Raw genomic sequence first — 19,837 nt, forward strand, 5'->3', positions numbered from 1 at the left:
TAGAGCACCTGGTTTGGGACCAGGGGGTCGCAGGTTCGAATCCTGTCGTCCCGATTGTAAAAAGACTCAGGAATATTTGTTCCTGGGTTTTTTTTAGCAAACAAATGTTAGAATAATGCTATTAGACTTTTGAAAAAGAGGTATTGTGACATGGCAAATGAACCAATTACAAATGAATCCTATCAGCAATTACTCGTTGATTTAGGTGTTGGTGGACCTCAAGTTGGTGAAAAGAGTTTTAACTTGGCCGACGGGTTTCAAGTAAAGGACGAAGATGGTCAAGAAGAGACCTATGCGTACTGGGATGTCATTCGCCGCGCTGATGATACTTATTGGTCACCGCTTAAGGGGGATCGTAAGACCTTGTATGACATAACCGGTTATACAATCTTAGCTAAATCAACCCAAGAATGGCTATCGATTGCGGACTGGTTTGCGTTGGAAGGTATCTAGGAGGGCAGCATGGCAGCAATTATGTTACGGCGAGCATTCTATGGTTTCGTGATGGGTGACGCGTTTGGTGTGCCGTATGAATTTAAGACTCGTGGTACGTACGAGGTTCAGTCAGAGATGGTTGGGTATCAAACCCATTTTAAACCGGCGGGTACCTGGAGTGACGATACAAGTTTAACACTGGCAACTATTAATGCACTGTTTGAACCATATGAATTAGCTAACGTTATGGATAACTTTGTGTCCTATCTGGATGATGCTGCATTCACACCGTATCAAGATGTGTTTGATGTTGGCATTGGCACACGCGAGGCTATCTTAACATACAAGGTGACACATGAAGTGGTCCCTTTTAAGGCTGATGACGAAATGAACAATGGTAACGGCGCATTAATGCGGATTTGGCCAGTTGCCTTTTTTGATTTTACAGCTGACTTGACGTTAGAGGATGTTATCGATCAGCTTACTGGTTTGACACATGGACATAGGCGTGCACGATTGGCGTCTCGTTTTTTTGTGTATCTTTTGCGGATGATGCCAAGAGTGAAAAACATTGAACGGGCGTTAGAGATGGCTATTCGCCGTTCAAATCGCACCGCAATGGAAACGGCAACTTTAGAAACTGAAGATTTGGGCTGGTTAGCTGTAACCGATAGCCAATCTGTACAGGATGCGATAGCAACTATTAAGCGGTGGTCGCGTACTGAAGTACCAAGTACTGGTTATGTCGTGGATACGTTAAAAGCCGTATTGTGGACGTTATTACACACGACAAGTTATCAAGAAGCCGTTATGATGGCGGCGGGATTGGGCGACGATACTGATACAATTGCCGCATTAGTCGGTGTGATTGCCAGTTTTGCCTACGATGAATTCCCAGAAGCATGGTTTGATGCGTTAGGTGCTAAAGATAAAATTGAACGCGAACTGATCTTGGCAGATGAGTCAGGTAAATTTGCTTAATGAAGTCTAAATAAATATGTCATAAAAAGACGCCAGCAGGATACTAAAAATCATCTATGCTGGCGTCTTTTTTAGAATTGACGATGCGCTATTTAGGTTTGACTAGTCTTAAAACAAGGTTAATACTGCTGAGCACACTTCCCAACAAACTCAGCCAAAGTCCTATGGTTAGCCCAGGTGTTTGATAGGTGAGTACAAGGCGATTTTGTCCGGCTTTCAGTGGTATACCAATGAAACCATCATTGATCTTCACAAGGTGGCGGCCATTCGCCGACCAACCAGTTGAATATGGCATTGTTGTCGCTAACATACGAGGTGTCTGCACACGAATTGTGGTGAGCACTTTATTGCGCTTAAAACGCAATTTAGGGGCTGTTCTTTGGATTTCACGTGCAACCCGACTAAAGCGTTTATAAGTTGGTACCCCAACAATCCGTACATCAAATGAGTAGTCACCGCCACGACTAAAAGTTAACGGTATAAATTGTTCGTTCTTATAATCAGTTGCTTGCCCCAAATTCAATGTTACTGCGGTCTGAGGATTGTAGAATGATAAATTCGTTTGGCCGGTCTGACTGAATGAGACGTCATGATCATTATAATTGGCTGTTAGTTTGTAGCCAGCATATTCCGTACCGATTGTATCCAAATGATGCTGTGTCCAGTTCCACGTAAATGCTTTGGGATTATAGCGAATATTAGGGCTACTCTGCATGTTGAGGGCGTTTTGGGTTGCTGAATACTGATACGCAGCCAGAGCATTTTGCTGGCGCTGACCAAACGTAGCGGGGGTATAACGTAGGTTACTAATCTCCAGATGGAGCTCGGTACCGCGTAACTGTTTATGCCATCAGGTAACAGAGACGCGTGCGTCTTATAGTGGTAATGCAAACTCGTTTGCCCAGATTTGGTTTGATCAGTTCGGATTACACCAGAGACGATTTGTTTGGCAAAGGCGGAAGATTGACCAGCTCGCATGCCTGGCACAACCACGCTATCTGCGAGAGTGCCCTCCTTTTCAGTGGCAGTCATTGGGCCATAGTCTTTGGCAGCCACAGTATACTTCGGTAAATAGACAAGTGGATAACTGTCTGACGAAGCGACTGCAGTCTGATGATTAACGCTCGCATTGGCATTTTGTTCGTACGAATTTGGGGTCATAGTCGAGCTGTTTTGATAGCGTGTTTTGACGCCCAAAACATTCATGAGAATGTTGCGATTATCCAAATTACTAGTGATGTCGTTAGGGCTACTACCAGCGATTTGCAAACGTTGCATCATGGTATTGACCGCCTTATTTTGGACAGACCAGTAACTTTCAATGTTATTAGTCTGACTGAGAATAAGCAAGTTCGTGGTTGGGGCAATCCCAGTTGTGTTGCCTAATTGATTGTCGATGTAAACCCGACTAAAAGAGGGGTTAGCAACATTGTTGGGCAAGTAGTCACGCTGACCATGTAGCAGTTTGTTAATGCTCTGATCACTAAGCATATCAGAGGCCGCCGGATTCGTATTATTGGTATGATTACGATTTGCAATAAACGTGACGTTTACCAGCACGACAGCGATCAGCAGTGCCTTTAAGCTAGGCTGGGTAGGATGATGTTGCAAAGACCAGATTAACAGCAGGCTAATTGCGTACAACGCAATCATCGGGCTAAAGCGCGAGTTGGGACTAAAATCACTCCTGATAAATAGCGATAAACTGGCGATAACACCAATGATGGCGAACCAGGAATAGTCGCGCAGTGTCAAATGACGCAAGTGCCGCAAAAAATGAACCATCATTAAGTTAACAGGTAACGAAATCATGAATAACCACCGATTAGATGGCGATGAAAAGCCATTTAATATGCCAGCAAAGGGAGGGAAGAGCAATCCAGCGCCGGCTAAAATGAATACCCAGTTAAACGTCTTAAATTCATGCCAATGACGCAACGCATAGATGACTGTAAAAACGGCTAAGGCGCTGAAACCGCCTGTTACCCAAAAATCGGGTGTCGCAAAGTTAGCGATTAAGTTGCCGGGGAGCCCAAAATAATAATAAGCCGGGTACAGCATGAGCCCGTTGGCTAGTGTTTTACCACTACGAGCTGAATCCGATACACTAATGAGGCTCGGAAAGTAAAAGCACCATTGGGGTTAAAGTTCCAATGCCTGTTGCTAGCAATAAACGCAAATGTTGCGTCCAATTAAACCAGTTCCTGGTTGCATACAGGTAGCCACTCCAGAATACAAGTGCGCCCAGTGCCATCATGAAGGCAAAATAAAAGTTATTCCACAGTGGCCAAGCCACGATGATAGTGAACAAAAAGGTTTTATGGGTTACTAATAACAGGTTGAGTGACCAAATAAGGAGTGGAAAGATAATCAACGGGTTCAAAAAGAATGGGTGTTCAAATGCGGCAAATGCCGTGTAACCAAAAAAGATATATGAAAACGTTGCGGGGATTACGGTCCAATGAGGAGCTCGCGGTATAAATTAACGGGCGACAAATAAAAAGCTGAGGCCAGCAAGAAAAAGACGAACGATAACGCTAAAATTGTAGTAAGCCAAGACATGATCTTGACTGACGAAAGCTACACCATACGTAAAAATATCGCCCAAAGTGTAATAAGAAAAAGTTTGTAAATAATCAGCGCCGAGGCCAAGTCGCCACTGCTACTGGGCCGCCCAAATATGGTTAAACAGAAGTTGGTGTAAAGTGACACGCCAATCAACCAAGGCGGGAAAATGCTGGGCAATGCCGTCACTTTGCCAGATTAATGAGGTGCCCATTGCAAAATAGGGCACGAAAATAGCGGCTGTGATCAATAAAAATAGTATGCTATACAGAAGATATATATTTTTCCAGTAGCGTTTTAACGTTGGCATGGCAGGTTAATCCCCCTTAAAGAAGTCATAGTATTGTAACATTCAAGGGACTATGAATATTTAACCCCCGACGAAAAGAAGGCTAAGAAGGCGGTATAATCACATTGTTAGTGTAATAAAGCAAAAAATTCATAGATTACACAAATACTGACGATAAGATGAAAACATTCAGTTTTATCGGAATAATCATAAAATGCAAACATATTTTACTGAAAGCGTTTACATATTCCGGAATGTATTGTACAATTTGTTTTGTACCTAAGGGATTAATAAGTTAAGGAGCGTGGCAATTATGGTAAATTTCATTATTGCTAGTCACGGAGAGTTTGCAGCCGGCATTCGTCAGTCGGGTCAAATGATCTTCGGGGAGCAAGAGAACGTACAAGTCGTTACGTTCATGCCCAACGAAGGTCCAGAAGACTTGATGAAGAAGTTTGAGGATGCATTAGCAGCATTTGAACCAAACGGTCAAGTGTTGTTCTTGGTTGATTTGTGGGGTGGATCACCATTCAACGCAGCATCACGTATTCAAGCGTTGCATGAAGATCAAATGGCCATTATTACAGGTTTGAACTTGCCAATGTTGATTGAAGCTTATGGGGCTCGATTCACAATGGAAACTGCAGCTGAAATTGCACATTACTTGATTCCAGTTGCCCGCGACGGGGTTAAGTCATTGCCTGAAGCAGCGGAAATGGTGGCAGCTGATACACAAGTAGCAGCTGAAGACACGCCAGTCGCAGCACCAGTTGGTGACATTAACGAGGTTAAGCACAGTGGTGAGCGCACAATCGATGTTCGCTTGGCACGTATCGATTCACGTTTGTTGCACGGTCAAGTGGCAACGGCGTGGACAAAGTCAGTTCAACCAAACCGCATTATTGTTGTATCAGACGGTGTGGCAAAAGATGAATTGCGTAAGACATTGTTGGTGCAAGCAGCACCAGTTGGTGTCAAAGTTAGTGTTGTCCCAATTCAAAAGTTGATTGACGTGTGGGATGACCCACGTTTTGCGGCAGTCAAGGCCATCCTTTTGTTTGAAACACCACAAGATGTTGCGAAAGCAGTGGAAGGTGGCGTTAAGTTGGACAAGGTTAACATCGGGTCAATGTCTCACTCAGAGGGAAAGCGCATGGTCACAAACGCGGTTGCGGTTGATGATGCGGACGTGAAGACACTTGAATACTTGCGCGATCAAGGCATTTCTTTCGATGTTCGAAAGGTGCCAAGCGACCAAAGCAAGGACATCTTCGACTTGATGAAGAAGTCATAATTATATTTCATGTTACTTTATTGCTAAGAAATTATTTGGGAGGATGAACGCATGATTTCAGCGTTTTTCGTAATTCTAATCGCATTCTTGGCCGGTGTTGAAGGTATTTTGGATGAGTTCCAATTCCACCAACCACTGGTCGCAGCAACGTTGATTGGATTGGCAACTGGCCACCTTATGGAAGGTGTAATCCTCGGTGGAACGTTGCAAATGTTGGCTTTGGGATGGATGAACATCGGAGCCGCTATCGCACCAGATGCCGCTTTGGCATCAGTTGTTTCAGCTTACTTGGTAACTGGACCTGCACAAGTTGATGTTAAGACTGGTATGGCCATTGCAATTCCTTTGGCCGTCGCTGGACAAATCTTGACGATTGGTGTTCGTACAATCACGGTTGCCTTGGCACACGTCGCTGACCGTGAAGCTGAAAAGGGTAATGTTGCAGGAGTTGAACGTGTTCACTGGTTGGCTTTGGTCTTCCAAGGATTGCGTATCGCTATCCCAACGGCAATTGTTATGGCCGTTGGTGCTGGCCCTGTTAACGCCGCTTTGAATGCTATTCCTGAAGTTATTACTAAGGGATTGGCCGTTGCCGGAGGATTTATCGTGGTTGTTGGTTATGCCATGGTTATTAACATGATGGCAACTGGTGAATTGTGGCCATTCTTCTTCTTGGGATTTGCCCTTTCAGCCGTTACAGAGTTGAACTTGATCGCTATGGGTATCATTGGTTTGGTACTTGCCTTGATTTACCTACAATTGTCACCAAAGTTTAACGGTGGTAACGGTGGCGGATCAAACGGTGGTGGTTCAGCTGGTGGAAGTGGTGGCGACCCAGTTGATGCCATTTTGAACAACTACTAGGAGCAGGGGGAATAACATCATGGATGAAGTAGTAAAGAATGAAGTTCACTTGACTCAAAAAGAACTTCGTGCAACTTGGTGGCGTTCATTCTTCTTGCAAGGTTCATGGAACTATGAGCGTATGCAAAACGTTGGTTGGGCATTCGCCATGATTCCAGCAATCAAGAAGTTGTACCCATCAAAAGAAGATCGTGCCGCTGCTTTGAAGCGTCACTTGGAATTTTTCAATACACACCCATACGTGGCATCACCAATTTTGGGTGTTGAGTTGGCCTTAGAAGAGCAACGTGCTAACGGTGCTGACATCGACGATGAAACAATTCAAGGTGTTAAGGTTGGTATGATGGGACCTTTGGCCGGTGTTGGTGACCCAATCTTTTGGGGAACTGTTCGACCAGTTTTGGGTGCTTTCGCAGCAGGTATGGCCCAAGGTGGATCAATCTTAGGACCAATTATCTTCTTCGTAGTTTGGAACGTTTTGCGTATGGGATTCTTGTGGTACACACAGGATCTTGGTTATAAGCAAGGTACAAATATCACACAAAACTTGGCCGGCGGGGCCATGCAAAAGATTACGATGGGTGCATCAATCCTTGGTATGTTTATCATGGGTGTGCTGGTTCCTCGTTGGACGACGATGAACTTCCCACTGGTTGTGTCAAAGGTTAAGGTTCAAGAAGGAGCCGGCGTTGACATGAGCAGCTTGGCTTCACAAATCAACGACGGACACGTAACAGTATCAAAGTTGATTGAAATCGTGAACCAAATTCAAGGTGGCCAAACTTTGGGTGCCTACAAGATTACAACGTTGCAAGACACGTTGAACCAATTGATTCCAGGTTTGGCACCATTGCTTTTGTTGTTCTTGGTATTGTGGTTGCTACGTAAGCGCGTATCAGCTATTACAATTATCTTCGGTTTGTTCGCCGTTGGTATCTTGGCATACTGGCTAGGTATCATGGGTTAATACCGAATGACATAATGTTTGGTAAAATGGTGAGTGGCGGTTAGACGTTACTTGCCATTTTTATTTTTAACTGGTTAGCTCATGCTAGCTAGATACATATTAATTGAATGGGGAAAGAATTATGGTACAAGCGTTGAATACAAAGCTATTTTTGGAAGGAAGTGCGAATGCAATGATGTCACCGGTAAACATCAAGCAAGGACGTATTTTCTACGGTGATCAAGGTATTGAATTTCGGGCTAATGCCGGCGGCGGGTACATTCAAATTCCTTGGTCTAACATTGAAACGGTAAGCATGGAAATCTTCTTGAAGTATTACTTCCGTGGTTTTTTTATCAAGACGACACAAGGTCAAACCTTTGAGTTTGTTGGCGGCAAAGCTAAGCAAGCGCTGACGATTTTCCGCGAACATCTTAAGGCAGATCAAATTTGTCGCCGTAAAGGTGTGTTGGAACGCAACAAATAAACGCGCTACAATGATGTCAGGAGGCATCGAATGAAAACATTAAATTTAACGGTGGTTCGGCATGGTAAGACATACTTTAACCGCTATAATAAATTACAGGGTTGGGGTAATTCGCCACTAACCGATGAAGGAATTGCCGATGCACACCATGCTGGTGAACGGCTTGCTGACGTACCATTTAAAGCGGCGTATAGTTCAGACACAACCCGAGCAATGGATACAGCAAACATTATTCTGGCAGCCAATCAATCGGCGGCAGATATCAGTTTGCAAACGGCTTGGAATTTTCGCGAAGAATTCTATGGTAGCTATGAAGGCAGCAATATGGATGTAGCTTGGACAAATGCCGGTGCGGCGGTTGGCTTAAGTACTTACGCCACGATTGTCGATGCTTACGGTGTTGATAAAACGAAGGATTTGTTGAAAGCGGCTGATCCATGGCATGACGCAGAAAATGCGGCTGAATATTGGCGACGGGTCGAAGCGGGGTTCAAGCTGATTTTAGATAATCCGGCCTTGCAGGATGGGGATGAAGTTTTGCTGATAAGCCATGGCAATACGCTTATTTCCTTAGCCGACAGGTATGGGCAAGGCAAGATTCAAGTTCATGAACGTCCAGCAAATGGCTCGATTGCGAAAATGCAATTGTCGGTTGAAGGACTCAGCATTTCGATGTACAATAATCAAACGATTTAAAAAAAGTCCCGTAGTGATCTCGATTAACGATTGCTATGGGACTTTATTAGTGTTGAATGATTAGTGCCAAAAGATTTGGGCTTCACCATCTGTGGGGAATGAATAGTCGTAGTCAGAATCTTCTAAAATTGGCGCCATTGTGTTAAATACTAAAAGTGGCATTTCGTTTGTTAGAACGAGTTGGTCACGCAATTGTGGGTTCTTGCGGAACAAGAATTGGTAGTGACCAATGACATCTTCACGTAGTTGTCTTGTAAGTCGTGTAAATTAACAGTGGCAGATTTGTAACCAAAATCAGCGACTGTCGTCCTGATTTCAGTCAAGCGCTTGGCAATTGAATCTTCTACTTCAGTGCGTACTTCCGAGTGAGCCGCTTCGGGTTGTCAGTCAGCGGCGTGTTGCAAATCATTCTTGGCAACTAAGTACTTGTTAGTCGTAGTATTATCCTCGTTTGATGTATTTAATACATTAATCATACCAGAATAGTCGTGAAAAACGATTAGGAAAATGTGCCATTTCATTGAATACTGTTGCACCCAGGAAACGCTAAATTCTGCGGTTCATGTGGCATCATGTTATACTATTTGTTAACAATTAAGTAGGGAGAATGTTGATATGGGACGTAAACGAAAAGCCTCAGTCGCAGGTGTAGTTGTTGCATTGGGAATTTTCGCGTTGCAACAAACTGTTTTAAAGGACAATCATGGTTCACAACAAGGCAAGACGAATTATGCAAATTCAAGTGTGAAAGTGAATCAGTCGGTTGATTACGGTTCGCCAGAAGATCAACATCCGGCAGAATCTTTGGCCTCATCAGTTTTAACCGATGCGGTCAAGAAACAACTGGCTACTAATAGTATTCGATTTAACGGTTCAGGTGCATTCGTTTTGAATAATAATAAGACGTCGCTCGATGCGAAGGTTTCCTCAGCCCCCTACGTACAGTTAGCTAAGCGAGATCCACTTGATCGTGCAGGTGTAGCTAACGCGCTGTTGAATAAGTCAAGCCGTATTTATCGTTCTCGTGGTGAAACGGGTAACTCACGGCAAATTAATCCAGTAGGTTGGCACCAGTTGACGATCGGTGGTAATTTCCATGTGTTGTACAATCGTGGTCACTCAATTGGGTACGCTTTAGCTGGTAGTGTGAAGGGGTTTGATGCGTCAGAAGCTAATCCACAGAACATTACCGCACAAACTACCTGGGCGAACCAGTCATCAAATGGTAATGACGAGAATACTGGTCAGAACTACTATGAAACGCTAGTACGAAAGGCGTTGGATAACCGTAAGACAGTGCGTTACCGGGTGACACCAATCTACGAGGGAAACAACCTCGTACCTTCAGGTTCACACATGGAGGCAAAGTCTTCAGATGGTTCATTGGAATACAACGTGTTTGTACCAAACGTTGAGCCTGGTGTTGTTATTAACTATGCGACTGGCTATGGAAAGCTTGCAAAGTAACTTGCGTAAGGCACAAAAAGTCGCTATACTAGTTGTATTGTTGGATCTGTAGTGTAATGGATATCACGTCGGATTCCGGTTCCGGAGATGAGGGTTCGATTCCCCCCAGATTCATTGATATAACGAAAATAAAGCTCTGAAAACCTTGATATAAAGGCGTTTCAGAGCTTTTATTTTTTCCTTGTAGCACAATTATGTATAACGTCATGAAGACAGCCGCTTTGCTATAAATTTGTTAGGTTAAACCTTGAAATGTATTAAGTTTACCTTTATTATAAGTATATAAAAGAATACTTGTGCGACATAGTCACAAGCGTTTTTGAAATTTAAACATAACGAATGATAATACATAGAAAAAGGTGAACAAGATGGCATCATCAGAAGGTAAGGCAATAATGGGACGCAACATTAAGCGTTTCATAAAGCAACGAGAGATTACAGCGGCCCGATTAGCTGAAATCGTTGGTGTATCAACGGCGACAATTTCTGATTGGTCGAACGGCAAGACGTATCCTCGCATCGATAAAATTGAAGCAATGGCGGATTACTTTGGGGTATCGAAGTCAGACCTAGTTGAGGATCCAGATAAAGTATCGACAGCGGTAGCAACTGACGAGCCGGTCTTGATGGCGGCACACTGGGGATTGGATATTTCGGGCTTGCCTGATGAAGATCGTCATCGTGTGATTGACCGGGCAAAAGCTTATATCGAAGGATTAATTGCGGACTACGAGGATCGGAATGCGAAGTAACGATTACGATGATTTATTGATGCGCGTCGAGCAAGATTTGGTGGCCCATGGGCTAGAAGCGGTTGTCTTAGATACGATGCCGTTGAAAGAAAATTCAGGTCTTGATGGTGTGGCATATCTAAGGGGAACTAAGGCGTACATTTTTATTGATAAAACCTTGGCAACCTTTGATAAGGCGCGGACCTTAGTTGAGGAATATCATCATGCGATTTCAGACCTTGGTGATCATTTGGATTATGACGCTGTCCGTGCACATAATAATGAGGTGATCGCCCGTGAAGAGGTGATTGCGTACATGACATCACCAGAAGACTTAGTGCGGGTAGCTCACCTGCACGAAGACGAGCCGTTTGCTGCGTGGATGCTGACTGACCATTTAGGTTACCCAGCTGATTTTGCCGAAGAAACGGTTGCGTACTATCGACGCCGTGGTTTAATTCCCAGTTAAACACGATAGATTATTTTTTAAGAAAAGAAGGTAGTAGAACGATGGCATTACCATCAAATCAGCGTAATGGCATGCATTTTCAATCAATGGTGTCGGGAGTTGCAAAAGATAAGCAAAAAGCAGTGAAGTATGTCCAAAAGGGAGCTACTCGGCGGGACATGCTTGAATTGATTAATGCTTTTAATGCAGCACATCCCATGGATCGCATTAGTTACCGTTAGGAAAAACCTAATAAAACACTTGATATTAACTTTTACTTAACCTATAATGAATAATGTCCTAGTTAGCAGGGATTATGTTGATTAGGACTTTTATTAACGAATAGGATTAGGTTTAAGTTAACCAAGCGGGAGGATGAATATGACCATTAATGTATTTGCAGGAGCTATTGTATTTGCAATTTTAGTAATCATTTGGATTGGGATGATGTCAGTGGCGTCACTGGTAGAATACTTGATGTCACGCCGTTGGGCGGCTATCTTCCGTGGTTTGGGCCGGATTGTACGGTATGGATTTGCCCGTCTAGGCGGTGCTAATCAGCAGGAAGCGCACCGATTAGTTCTACAAAAATAAGGTATCAATATAGGCAATCAGTGCAGAGAGACTGATTGCTTTTTTGTTCACACTTTAGAAGTGTTTCATCACAAATTGTCCCAAATAACCTGAATTCCCTTGCTATCCTATTAAAGAAGAGAAAAGGGAAGGTTGAGACCATGATGAAACGCTTGGTTTTATTGATTGCGGCGAGTTTCTCGTTGACGCTGTCATTTGGTATGGTAACTGGTTATGGGGATGACTCGATGACATTACCAATTGCACAAAATAGCAAGATATCAGATAAAAATACAATTATTGCGGCATATGTTGATGCCGTTGAAGAAATTGATTTGATGCGTGATCACTTTAAAGCAGAGCTTGATGTGGTTGACTGCTTAAAGAAAGCGGATCATCAATTGAGTGATCACCTCACGCAAACTGAGAACGGACTGCTGTCCGCAGAACAGTCGGCTTATTAATATGTCGCTGACTACATTTTTTTGATTCATGAGGTGCGGCTGTTAACAATTTTTAATGATGACAAGGATGGCTGGGCTGATAAGTTGAAGAACGATCATTGATTGATATGACGGGAACGTGGTTTGCAGTTATTGGTACAGTGACGGTATTAGTTGTGTTGACGTTAATTGAGTTGCATACGAGCGTGATGTTAAACGTATTTCGGCGAACAAAGTGTCGGTTACTAGGTAAAATCAAATAAGACAAAAACGAATAAACGAAGGTTTAGTTGTTTTGTATTTGAGACAATGTAAAGTTGAGCTTTTTTAGGTTTAAGGCGTATAATAGATGTATCGATTAAATAAGATATTTGATGGTGACATCAGGTGGTTATTTGGGTCGGTTCGTAATGAACGGAAACGTTTGTTGCGGTGTTGAAAGCGCGTTGTTACAGTTGTTTGCGAAACTTTATGTAAAGTCGTATAATAAACAACGTAAAAACGTTTACAAAGAATTTCTGGGAGGAATCTTAATAATGACTGTTAAGATTGGTATCAACGGTTTCGGCCGTATTGGTCGTTTGGCCTTCCGTCGCATCCTTGAGTTGAAGGATACTGCGGACGACATCGAAGTTGTTGCAATTAACGATTTGACTAACCCTGCTATGTTGGCATACTTGTTGAAGTATGACTCAACGCACGGTACTTTGCCAGTTGATGTTTCAGCTGACGAAGACGGCATCATCGTTGATGGTAAGAAGATCCGTGTTTACGCTGAGCGTAACGCGGCTGACTTGAAGTGGGTTGCAAACGATGGTGTTGAAATCGTTTTGGAGGCTACTGGATTCTACACTTCAGCAGAAAAGTCACAAGCTCACTTGGATGCAGGTGCTAAGAAGGTTTTGATTTCAGCTCCAGCTGGAAACATCCCAACGGTTGTCTACGGTGTTAACCAAGACACGTTGACTGCAGACGATAACATCGTATCTGCTGGTTCATGCACGACGCAATCATTGGCTCCATTGGCAAACGCCTTGGACAAGGAGTTTGGTATCGAGATCGGTTTGATGACGACGGTTCACGCCTTCACTTCAACGCAAATGATCTTAGACGGTCCTAAGGGATCAAAGTTCCGTTCAAACCGTACTGCTTCAGCAAACACGATTCCTCACTCAACTGGTGCCGCTAAGGCTATTGGTTTGGTTGTTCCTTCTGTTGCTGGCAAGTTGGATGGTCACGCACAACGTGTTGCTGTCGTTGACGGTTCTGTTACTGAGTTGACGACTGTTTTGTCAAAGACTGTTACGGCTGAAGAAGTTAACGAAGCTGTTAAGAAGTACACGAACGACTCATTCGGTGTTAACGAAGACGAGATCGTGTCATCAGATATCATTGGTGACACACACGGTGCTGTGTTTGACCCAACTTTGACTAAGGTTATCACTGTTGGTGATAAGCAATTGGTTCAAACTGCTGCTTGGTACGACAACGAATACGGTTTCACTTCAAACATGATCCGTACTTTGTTGTATTTGGCAACTCTCTAATTGCTAGTTTTTAGCAGATAGAGAAAAACAGGTGGTTTAGGCATACTAAACCACCTGTTTTTTGTTATAATGGACCTACTGAAGTAATTTAATTATATACACAGAAAGAAGGACTTTTCCCATGGCTAAGTTGACTGTTGAAGACTTGGAGTTGAAGGGTAAGAAGGTTTTGATGCGTGTAGACTTTAACGTTCCTTTGAAGGAAGAGAACGGTGAAGTTGTTGTCTCAAACGACAACCGTATCGTAGCTGCATTGCCAACTATTAAGTACGTTTTGGAGCAAGGTGGACGTGCAATCTTGTTCTCACACTTGGGTCGTATCAAGAGTGAAGATGACAAGAAGGGCCTGTCAATGAAGCCCGTTGCACAACGTTTGGCTGACTTGTTGGGTCAACCTGTAACTTTCGTTCCTGCTACTGAAGGTAAGGAATTGGAAGATGCCGTTGCTGCATTGGAAGATGGTCAAGTTTTGATCTTTGAGAACACACGTTTCGAAGACGTTGTTAACGGTGAAGAAGTTAAGCGTGAGTCAAAGAACGATCCTGAGCTTGGTAAGTACTGGGCTTCATTGGGTGATGTCTTTGTTAACGATGCGTTTGGTACTGCACACCGTGCCCACGCTTCAAACGCAGGTATCGCCGCTAATATTGCGCAAACTGCGGCTGGCTTTTTGATGGAAAAGGAAATCAAGTTCTTGGGTGGTGCCGTTGAAAACCCAGAGCGCCCATTCGTTGCTATCATCGGTGGTGCTAAGGTTTCAGACAAGATTACGATTATCGAAAACTTGTTGAAGAAGGCTGACAAGGTTATCGTTGGTGGTGGAATGGCCTTTACATTCGATGCTGCTAATGGTAAGGCTATTGGTAACTCATTGTTTGAAGAGGACAAGGTTGCGTTGGCTAAGCAATTAATCGAAGAAGCTGGCGACAAGTTGGTTTTGCCAGTTGACGCCGTAGCTGCTGATAGGTTTGCTAACGACGCAGACACTTACATTGCTGAAGATGGTATCAAGGATGGCTACATGGGTCTTGATGCTGGTCCTAAGTCAATCGAATTGTTCAAGTCAGTTTTGGCAGATGCTAAGACTGTTGTTTGGAACGGACCTATGGGTGTGTTCGAAATGCCTAACTTTGCCAAGGGAACTTTAGCTATCGGTGAAGAATTGGTTAAGGTTACTAAGGAGAACGGTGCAACGACTATCGTCGGTGGTGGTGATTCAACTGCTGCTGTTCAACAACTTGGTGTTGCTGACCAATTGAGCCACATTTCAACTGGTGGTGGTGCTTCATTGGAGTACTTGGAAGGTAAGACTTTGCCAGGTATCGCAGCTATTTCAGAAAAGGACTAATTTTTTAGTCACTAAGATAGTTATTTAGAGGTTTAAACGTACAGGTGACGTTTAAACCTCTTTTTATGGGTTCAAAGTCAAATGGTACTGATGAACGTATAAATTGAATATTTGAGCCTAGCTACGCCGCTGAACTTTCGAGTTAGGCGGTTTTTGCTTTGTAGTTCATCGAGTAGAAGCTGTTCTTGATCGGTTAGGTAGCTGTATTGGAAGTTAATTCGCTTCTTACGTGCAGTGAAATCGAGGCCTGTTTCCTTCTTCATTAGTAATTTCCAGAAACGCTTTAGTTGTCGATATTCTCGACTGTCACTGCCGTATTTTTTCATGGTTTGAATTCTAATTTGATTCAAGGCACGATAAGCTTGGGTGACTACGTGGAACCGGTCTGCGATAATTTTTGCGTTAGGGAATAATGCCTTAATCATCTTTCGATATGGCGTGAACAGGTCAATCGTGATGGTTTGTACACCACAGCGAGCTGCCACACTGTATTGTTCGAAGTACGCAGCTAATGCACCGTCACCACGATTCCGCATGACATCTAGTACTCGATGCATGGCCGAGTCGATGAGAATCATACTCATACCACTTTCTGAGAATTAACCTGATTTGAAATCGTCGAATGCAATATGCTTTGGCAGGTAGTGGAAATTAGTTTTGTTATAGCTAAATAAACCATCAGCTTGGCGCATAACGGTGTGAGTTGAGATGTTATTATCCATTGCGATATGTTTTTGACTGACGTTTTCACTGAGTTCCATCGCTGCAGTCTGCTTCACTTTACGCATAATATGGTCGCCGGGTTCAACGTCGTTAAACTCTGCGATGGCTGTGTGCCCACAGTTCGCACAGATATACTTCTGCTTTCGGATTTCGAAGTAATTGAAGTGGAAGCCACTGCGAGGGCCAACGTGCCGAACCAGTTTTGTGCCGTTGTTATTCAATGTGAACCCGCATTGATCACAACGACGATGATAGGTGAGTTTAAAGCGCCAAACGGTAACGGTCTGTCCTTTAATAACCTCTTCGTGAAATTGTTCTGGCTGTGTATCGTCGAATTCGATATTTAAGTATGTTATTCCAAGCAGTTTTTTGATACTCTTATCCATGGATATTCTTTTCCTTTCTAGGGGGGAATATCTTTGGCAGTTCAGGGCTCAAGCTGAACTGCCTTTTATTTTGTACCAGAATAATTAAAAAAGGTACCGGTATGACGTTTCAAAATGAAATGTCTATCAGTACCAAAAATTGTAGAACCTTTTTATGTGGGGCGGTCGCCGAATAGCTTAAAATGTGGTATATTATTCCAAAGAGTAATAATTAAGAGGATCTATTATGGATATCCGTAAATTTGAAGTGTTTCTGGATTTAGCAAAAACATTAAGCTACACAGAAACAGCAGAACGATTGTTTACGACACAAGGAAACATTTCAAAACAGATTTTGTCTTTTGAGAAAGAATTGGATGTTAAGTTATTTGAGCGTAGTCATCGTATGATTAAGTTGACGGAAGCCGGAGATATCGCAGTCATCTATGCCAATAAGATTATGTCTGAGTATGAGGCGATGCGACAGACGCTACTGCAACACGCTGATGCGGCTGATTTTGTTCTAAATATTCACGCCATTCCGTCGGTGTCAAATTATCGTGGCTTTGAAATGATAACGTCATTTCATAAAGATCACCCTGAAGTGGAGCTTCATTTGTCTGAAGTTCATGGTGACCATATCATTATGTCACTGGGCAATGGGCAGAGCGATATTGTATTTGGTCGTGACTTTGGTGATTTTGGCGATGATTATGAAACTGTTGTAACCGAGAAGGATTCGTTTGTGTGCATCTTGCCAGCAGATCATCCACTCGCTAAGAACGAGGTTGTTAATCTAAGTGATTTGCAGGACGAGGACTTTTTGTTACTGGGACGTGAAACATTAATTTATGACCATGTGATGAGATTGGCTAAAAAAGCCGGCTTTGTACCGCATGTTGCTTATGAAGGGCAACGTATTGATATTATTATGAATATGGTAGCCAGTGGGATGGGCGTCTCACTCATGATGGAAAAAAGTATTGATTTGCCACCGAATAGCACAATCGTTAAGCGCCATATTGATATTAGTGATGCGAGCGAAATGTCATTTATTCGTAAGGCGAATGTCCGCCAAACAGAAGCGGCAAAACTCTTTTGGGAATTTATTCAGAAATAAAACAGACAAGCGCTCTTCACAATCCAAGAAACTTGTGATTGTAGGGCGTTTTTTTGTAACGTAATTATTTCCTAAGTGGAAGGTTATTGGGCAAACTGACGGGGCAACATTTGATACAATAGGATTACTTAAGTTCAAGACAGGAGTATGGGCATGATAATTGAGCATTGGTTAAATATTGCGGTCGTTATCTTACTTGTGTTAAATACGCTGGGAGCGATTGTAACGGTGTTCCGCGATAAAACACGGGATATCACCACAGTATGGGCTTGGATGCTGGTTTTGCTACTATTTCCGGTGTTTGGATTTGCGTTTTATTTCTTCTTCGGGCGGAAGCTATCAGATAAACGCATCTTTGATATTCGGACGCAACGAGTCATGGGGATTGACCGGATAGCGAAAAAGCAGAAACAGGAAATGAAGCGGCTTGAAGATAACGAGTACCGTGAAGAGCAGACTTTCGTTCGGCTATTTTTAAATAACGAACAAGCAATTTTTACAAACGAAAACGATGTCGAAATCTTTACTGATGGGCATAAAAAATTCGCGCGTTTATTTACGGATATTGAAAACGCGACGCATCACATTAATATTGAATATTACACAATTTATGATGATCAAATTGGCAATGAGCTAGTTGATTTGCTGACTAAAAAGGCACTAGAAGGGGTTCGCGTTCGAGTTATCTTCGACGCATGGGGATCCGGCGGCCGTCATAACAAGATGTACCAACGGTTACGCGATGCGGGTGGACAAGTTGAGGCCTTCCTGATGGCACGATGGCAAATGTTTTCACTTCGAGTGAATAACCATGATCACCGTAAGTTAGTTATCATTGATGGTAATATTGGCTATATTGGTGGATTTAATGTCGGGGACCAATACTTGGGACGAAAGCCAAAATTTGGCCATTGGCGTGATACTCATTTGCGTGTTGAAGGGGATGCAGTGTTAGCCATGCAGAGTCGTTTCTTTATGGATTGGAACGCGACAACGGTGACTGAAAAATTACAATTTTCAGAAGATTACTTTCCTGATACCACAGTAGCAGGTGGTGTTGCGATGCAAATTGTCTCATCGGGACCTGAATCAGATGCCAAGCAAATTTATCAGGGCTACCTCCATATGCTGGCGATTGCACAGGAAAGCATCACCATTCAGTCACCGTACTTTATTCCGAATCAGGCGATTATGGATGTGATTTCGGTTGCAGCTCGGTCTGGCGTTAAAGTGCGAATCATGATTCCAGGGATGCCCGATCATGCGTTTGTTTACCGGGCGACACAGTATTATGCACACCAGATGGTGAAGGTAGGGGCCGAAGTGTATACGTATGACAACGGCTTCTTACACGCAAAGACCCTCGTGATTGATGATAAGGTGGTTTCAGTCGGTAGCGCGAACATGGACATCCGATCTTTCTCGTTGAATTTTGAAGTGAATGCTTTTATGTATAGTCGTGATGTGGCTCGGCAAATGAATGATATCTTCGCCCAAGATTTGAAACACGCAACGAAATTAACTCGGCAATACTTTAGTGAACAATCGCTATGGTTACGTTTCAAGCAAATGTTCTCACGCCTGTTGGCACCAATCTTATAATTGAAACCGCTTGCAATACGGTGGTAAGCGCGTTACAATGACGACATAAACACGATGAGGGGAACTAAATTATGTCTGAAGAGCGTACATTAGTATTGATCAAGCCGGACGGCGTGGCACGTGGTTTGATGGGGGAAGTGTTTTCTCGGTTAGAGCGAAAAGGCTACCGAATCACGGATATGCGAATGGTGACAGCCACTGAAGCGCAATTGCGTGAACACTACGCAGATAAGGTTGATGCACCATATTTTCCAGAAATTGTTGACTATATGACGAGTGGCCCATTGGTGGCAATGATTGTTACCGGCACTAACATTGTTAAAAATTTCCGAGTTATGGCTGGTGTGACGAATCCAAGTGAAGCGGCGCCGGGAACGATTCGTGGTGACTATGGTCGTGAATGGGAAGACGGTGCAGTTCGTAATATTGTGCATAGTTCAGATAGTGTCGCCAATGCAGAACATGAAATTGGCGTCTGGTTTAGCTAGATTCAAATAAAGTAACTTTTAAGCGGTTGGGACAACAATGTCCTGACCGTTTTTGTTGCTCAAACTTTATACCATTTTACCTGTTAGGATGTGGGGTGATTGTTTATTAATTCACATAACCAGATTCCCCTTACTTAAAACAATGAAAACGCATTCAAAAACAAGGCTAAATGAACATTTTTTCACTAATTTACATAAAAGGGTTGCACTTAATTTGTCCTATGTGATATTATTCACGTGTAGAAAAAATCAGTTCTAAAGGTTGGTATTAAAGCATGCTTGATAAGGATAATGAATTTTGGCAAATGGTATTGACAACCCTTTGTGAAATGATATACTAATTATGTTAACAAATGAGCAAACAAAAAATTGAAAGATTATTTAGAGGTAAAAATCATGGCTGATGCACCTAAGAAGAAAGTTTT

General features: G+C 43.0%; 24 protein-coding genes and 1 tRNA gene. 19 read left to right on the plus strand and 6 right to left on the minus strand.

Annotation, left to right across the window (positions count from 1 at the left end; translation table 11 throughout):
• Window positions 1-150 precede the first annotated feature (150 nt).
• Complete coding sequence (locus EST42_RS08580; RefSeq protein WP_134645046.1) at window positions 151-453, plus strand: hypothetical protein; 303 nt, start codon at window positions 151-153, stop codon at window positions 451-453.
• 9 nt (window positions 454-462) lie between these two features.
• Window positions 463-1,416 (plus strand): ADP-ribosylglycohydrolase family protein, encoded by a 954-nt coding sequence (locus EST42_RS08585; protein ID WP_134645047.1) that lies wholly within the window; start codon window positions 463-465, stop codon window positions 1,414-1,416.
• Between the two features lie 88 nt (window positions 1,417-1,504).
• Here EST42_RS08585 and EST42_RS11190 read toward each other — a convergent pair whose 3' ends face one another.
• The 4 genes from EST42_RS11190 to EST42_RS11205 form a co-directional block, all read right to left on the minus strand.
• Window positions 1,505-2,131, minus strand: a complete 627-nt coding sequence (locus EST42_RS11190) for a YfhO family protein (protein ID WP_245150447.1) — start codon at window positions 2,129-2,131, stop codon at window positions 1,505-1,507.
• Entirely contained in the window at window positions 2,026-3,477 is a 1,452-nt protein-coding gene (locus EST42_RS11195) for a glycosyltransferase family protein (RefSeq protein WP_245150448.1), read from the minus strand. Before EST42_RS11195 ends, EST42_RS11190 begins: the two co-directional genes overlap by 106 nt.
• A 46-nt stretch (window positions 3,478-3,523) precedes the next feature.
• Window positions 3,524-3,895, minus strand: a complete 372-nt coding sequence (locus EST42_RS11200) for a YfhO family protein (protein WP_342365135.1) — start codon at window positions 3,893-3,895, stop codon at window positions 3,524-3,526.
• 183 nt (window positions 3,896-4,078) lie between these two features.
• Window positions 4,079-4,291 carry a hypothetical protein gene (locus tag EST42_RS11205; RefSeq protein WP_245150449.1) on the minus strand — a complete coding sequence of 71 codons (213 nt, stop codon included), beginning with the start codon at window positions 4,289-4,291 and terminating at the stop codon, window positions 4,079-4,081.
• Between the two features lie 292 nt (window positions 4,292-4,583).
• Between EST42_RS11205 and EST42_RS08595 the strand changes: the two genes are divergently transcribed.
• The 14 genes from EST42_RS08595 to EST42_RS08665 all read left to right on the plus strand — a co-directional run bounded on the left by EST42_RS08595 (window position 4,584) and on the right by EST42_RS08665 (window position 15,114).
• Window positions 4,584-5,564 carry a mannose/fructose/sorbose PTS transporter subunit IIB gene (locus EST42_RS08595; RefSeq protein ID WP_134645048.1) on the plus strand — a complete coding sequence of 327 codons (981 nt, stop codon included), beginning with the start codon at window positions 4,584-4,586 and terminating at the stop codon, window positions 5,562-5,564.
• Between the two features lie 51 nt (window positions 5,565-5,615).
• On the plus strand, window positions 5,616-6,428 hold the full coding sequence (locus EST42_RS08600; RefSeq protein ID WP_134645049.1) for a PTS mannose/fructose/sorbose transporter subunit IIC: 813 nt from the start codon (window positions 5,616-5,618) through the stop codon (window positions 6,426-6,428).
• A 19-nt stretch (window positions 6,429-6,447) separates the two neighbouring features.
• Window positions 6,448-7,395, plus strand: a complete 948-nt coding sequence (locus EST42_RS08605) for a PTS system mannose/fructose/sorbose family transporter subunit IID (RefSeq protein ID WP_134645050.1) — start codon at window positions 6,448-6,450, stop codon at window positions 7,393-7,395.
• A 121-nt stretch (window positions 7,396-7,516) separates the two neighbouring features.
• Window positions 7,517-7,861, plus strand: coding sequence for a DUF956 family protein (locus tag EST42_RS08610; RefSeq protein WP_134645051.1), 345 nt, complete (start codon window positions 7,517-7,519; stop codon window positions 7,859-7,861).
• Between the two features lie 30 nt (window positions 7,862-7,891).
• Window positions 7,892-8,557, plus strand: a complete 666-nt coding sequence (locus EST42_RS08615) for a histidine phosphatase family protein (protein ID WP_134645052.1) — start codon at window positions 7,892-7,894, stop codon at window positions 8,555-8,557.
• A 615-nt stretch (window positions 8,558-9,172) separates the two neighbouring features.
• The gene (locus EST42_RS08625; protein ID WP_134645053.1) at window positions 9,173-10,024 is read left to right on the plus strand and encodes a DNA/RNA non-specific endonuclease; all 852 of its coding nucleotides are present in this window, start codon (window positions 9,173-9,175) and stop codon (window positions 10,022-10,024) included.
• A gap of 42 nt (window positions 10,025-10,066) precedes the next feature.
• Window positions 10,067-10,138 (plus strand) — tRNA-Arg (locus EST42_RS08630).
• A 254-nt stretch (window positions 10,139-10,392) separates the two neighbouring features.
• On the plus strand, window positions 10,393-10,776 hold the full coding sequence (locus tag EST42_RS08635) for a helix-turn-helix domain-containing protein (protein ID WP_134645054.1): 384 nt from the start codon (window positions 10,393-10,395) through the stop codon (window positions 10,774-10,776).
• Complete coding sequence (locus tag EST42_RS08640; protein WP_134645055.1) at window positions 10,766-11,224, plus strand: hypothetical protein; 459 nt, start codon at window positions 10,766-10,768, stop codon at window positions 11,222-11,224. Before EST42_RS08635 ends, EST42_RS08640 begins: the two co-directional genes overlap by 11 nt.
• 41 nt (window positions 11,225-11,265) lie before the next feature.
• Entirely contained in the window at window positions 11,266-11,445 is a 180-nt protein-coding gene (locus EST42_RS08645) for a hypothetical protein (RefSeq protein ID WP_010368877.1), read from the plus strand.
• A gap of 139 nt (window positions 11,446-11,584) precedes the next feature.
• Complete coding sequence (locus tag EST42_RS08650; protein ID WP_134645056.1) at window positions 11,585-11,797, plus strand: hypothetical protein; 213 nt, start codon at window positions 11,585-11,587, stop codon at window positions 11,795-11,797.
• Window positions 11,798-11,937: 140 nt separating this feature from the next.
• On the plus strand, window positions 11,938-12,240 hold the full coding sequence (locus EST42_RS11210) for a hypothetical protein (protein WP_245150450.1): 303 nt from the start codon (window positions 11,938-11,940) through the stop codon (window positions 12,238-12,240).
• Window positions 12,241-12,755: 515 nt separating this feature from the next.
• Window positions 12,756-13,766: a type I glyceraldehyde-3-phosphate dehydrogenase gene (gene gap / locus EST42_RS08660; RefSeq protein WP_134645057.1), complete on the plus strand. Its 1,011-nt coding sequence runs from the start codon at window positions 12,756-12,758 to the stop codon at window positions 13,764-13,766.
• Window positions 13,767-13,887: 121 nt separating this feature from the next.
• A complete protein-coding gene (locus EST42_RS08665) occupies window positions 13,888-15,114 on the plus strand; it encodes a phosphoglycerate kinase (protein ID WP_134645058.1) in 1,227 nt (408 codons plus the stop codon).
• A 77-nt stretch (window positions 15,115-15,191) separates the two neighbouring features.
• Here the strand turns inward: EST42_RS08665 and EST42_RS08670 are convergent, their stop codons facing one another.
• Window positions 15,192-15,692 (minus strand): transposase, encoded by a 501-nt coding sequence (locus tag EST42_RS08670; RefSeq protein WP_167711204.1) that lies wholly within the window; start codon window positions 15,690-15,692, stop codon window positions 15,192-15,194.
• Between the two features lie 21 nt (window positions 15,693-15,713).
• On the minus strand, window positions 15,714-16,223 hold the full coding sequence (locus tag EST42_RS08675) for a transposase (RefSeq protein ID WP_134645060.1): 510 nt from the start codon (window positions 16,221-16,223) through the stop codon (window positions 15,714-15,716).
• 226 nt (window positions 16,224-16,449) lie between these two features.
• Here EST42_RS08675 and EST42_RS08680 point away from each other — a divergent pair, with 226 nt between their 5' ends.
• The 3 genes from EST42_RS08680 to ndk all read left to right on the plus strand — a co-directional run bounded on the left by EST42_RS08680 (window position 16,450) and on the right by ndk (window position 19,412).
• Window positions 16,450-17,322, plus strand: a complete 873-nt coding sequence (locus tag EST42_RS08680) for a LysR family transcriptional regulator (protein ID WP_134645061.1) — start codon at window positions 16,450-16,452, stop codon at window positions 17,320-17,322.
• Window positions 17,323-17,475: 153 nt separating this feature from the next.
• Window positions 17,476-18,924 (plus strand): cardiolipin synthase, encoded by a 1,449-nt coding sequence (gene cls / locus EST42_RS08685; protein WP_209019488.1) that lies wholly within the window; start codon window positions 17,476-17,478, stop codon window positions 18,922-18,924.
• A 71-nt stretch (window positions 18,925-18,995) separates the two neighbouring features.
• Window positions 18,996-19,412 carry a nucleoside-diphosphate kinase gene (gene ndk, locus EST42_RS08690; RefSeq protein ID WP_134645063.1) on the plus strand — a complete coding sequence of 139 codons (417 nt, stop codon included), beginning with the start codon at window positions 18,996-18,998 and terminating at the stop codon, window positions 19,410-19,412.
• Window positions 19,413-19,837 lie beyond the last annotated feature (425 nt).

The sequence above is a fragment of the Weissella cibaria genome (assembly GCF_004521965.1).
In the GTDB taxonomy this organism is placed as follows: Bacteria; Bacillota; Bacilli; order Lactobacillales; family Lactobacillaceae; genus Weissella; species Weissella cibaria_A.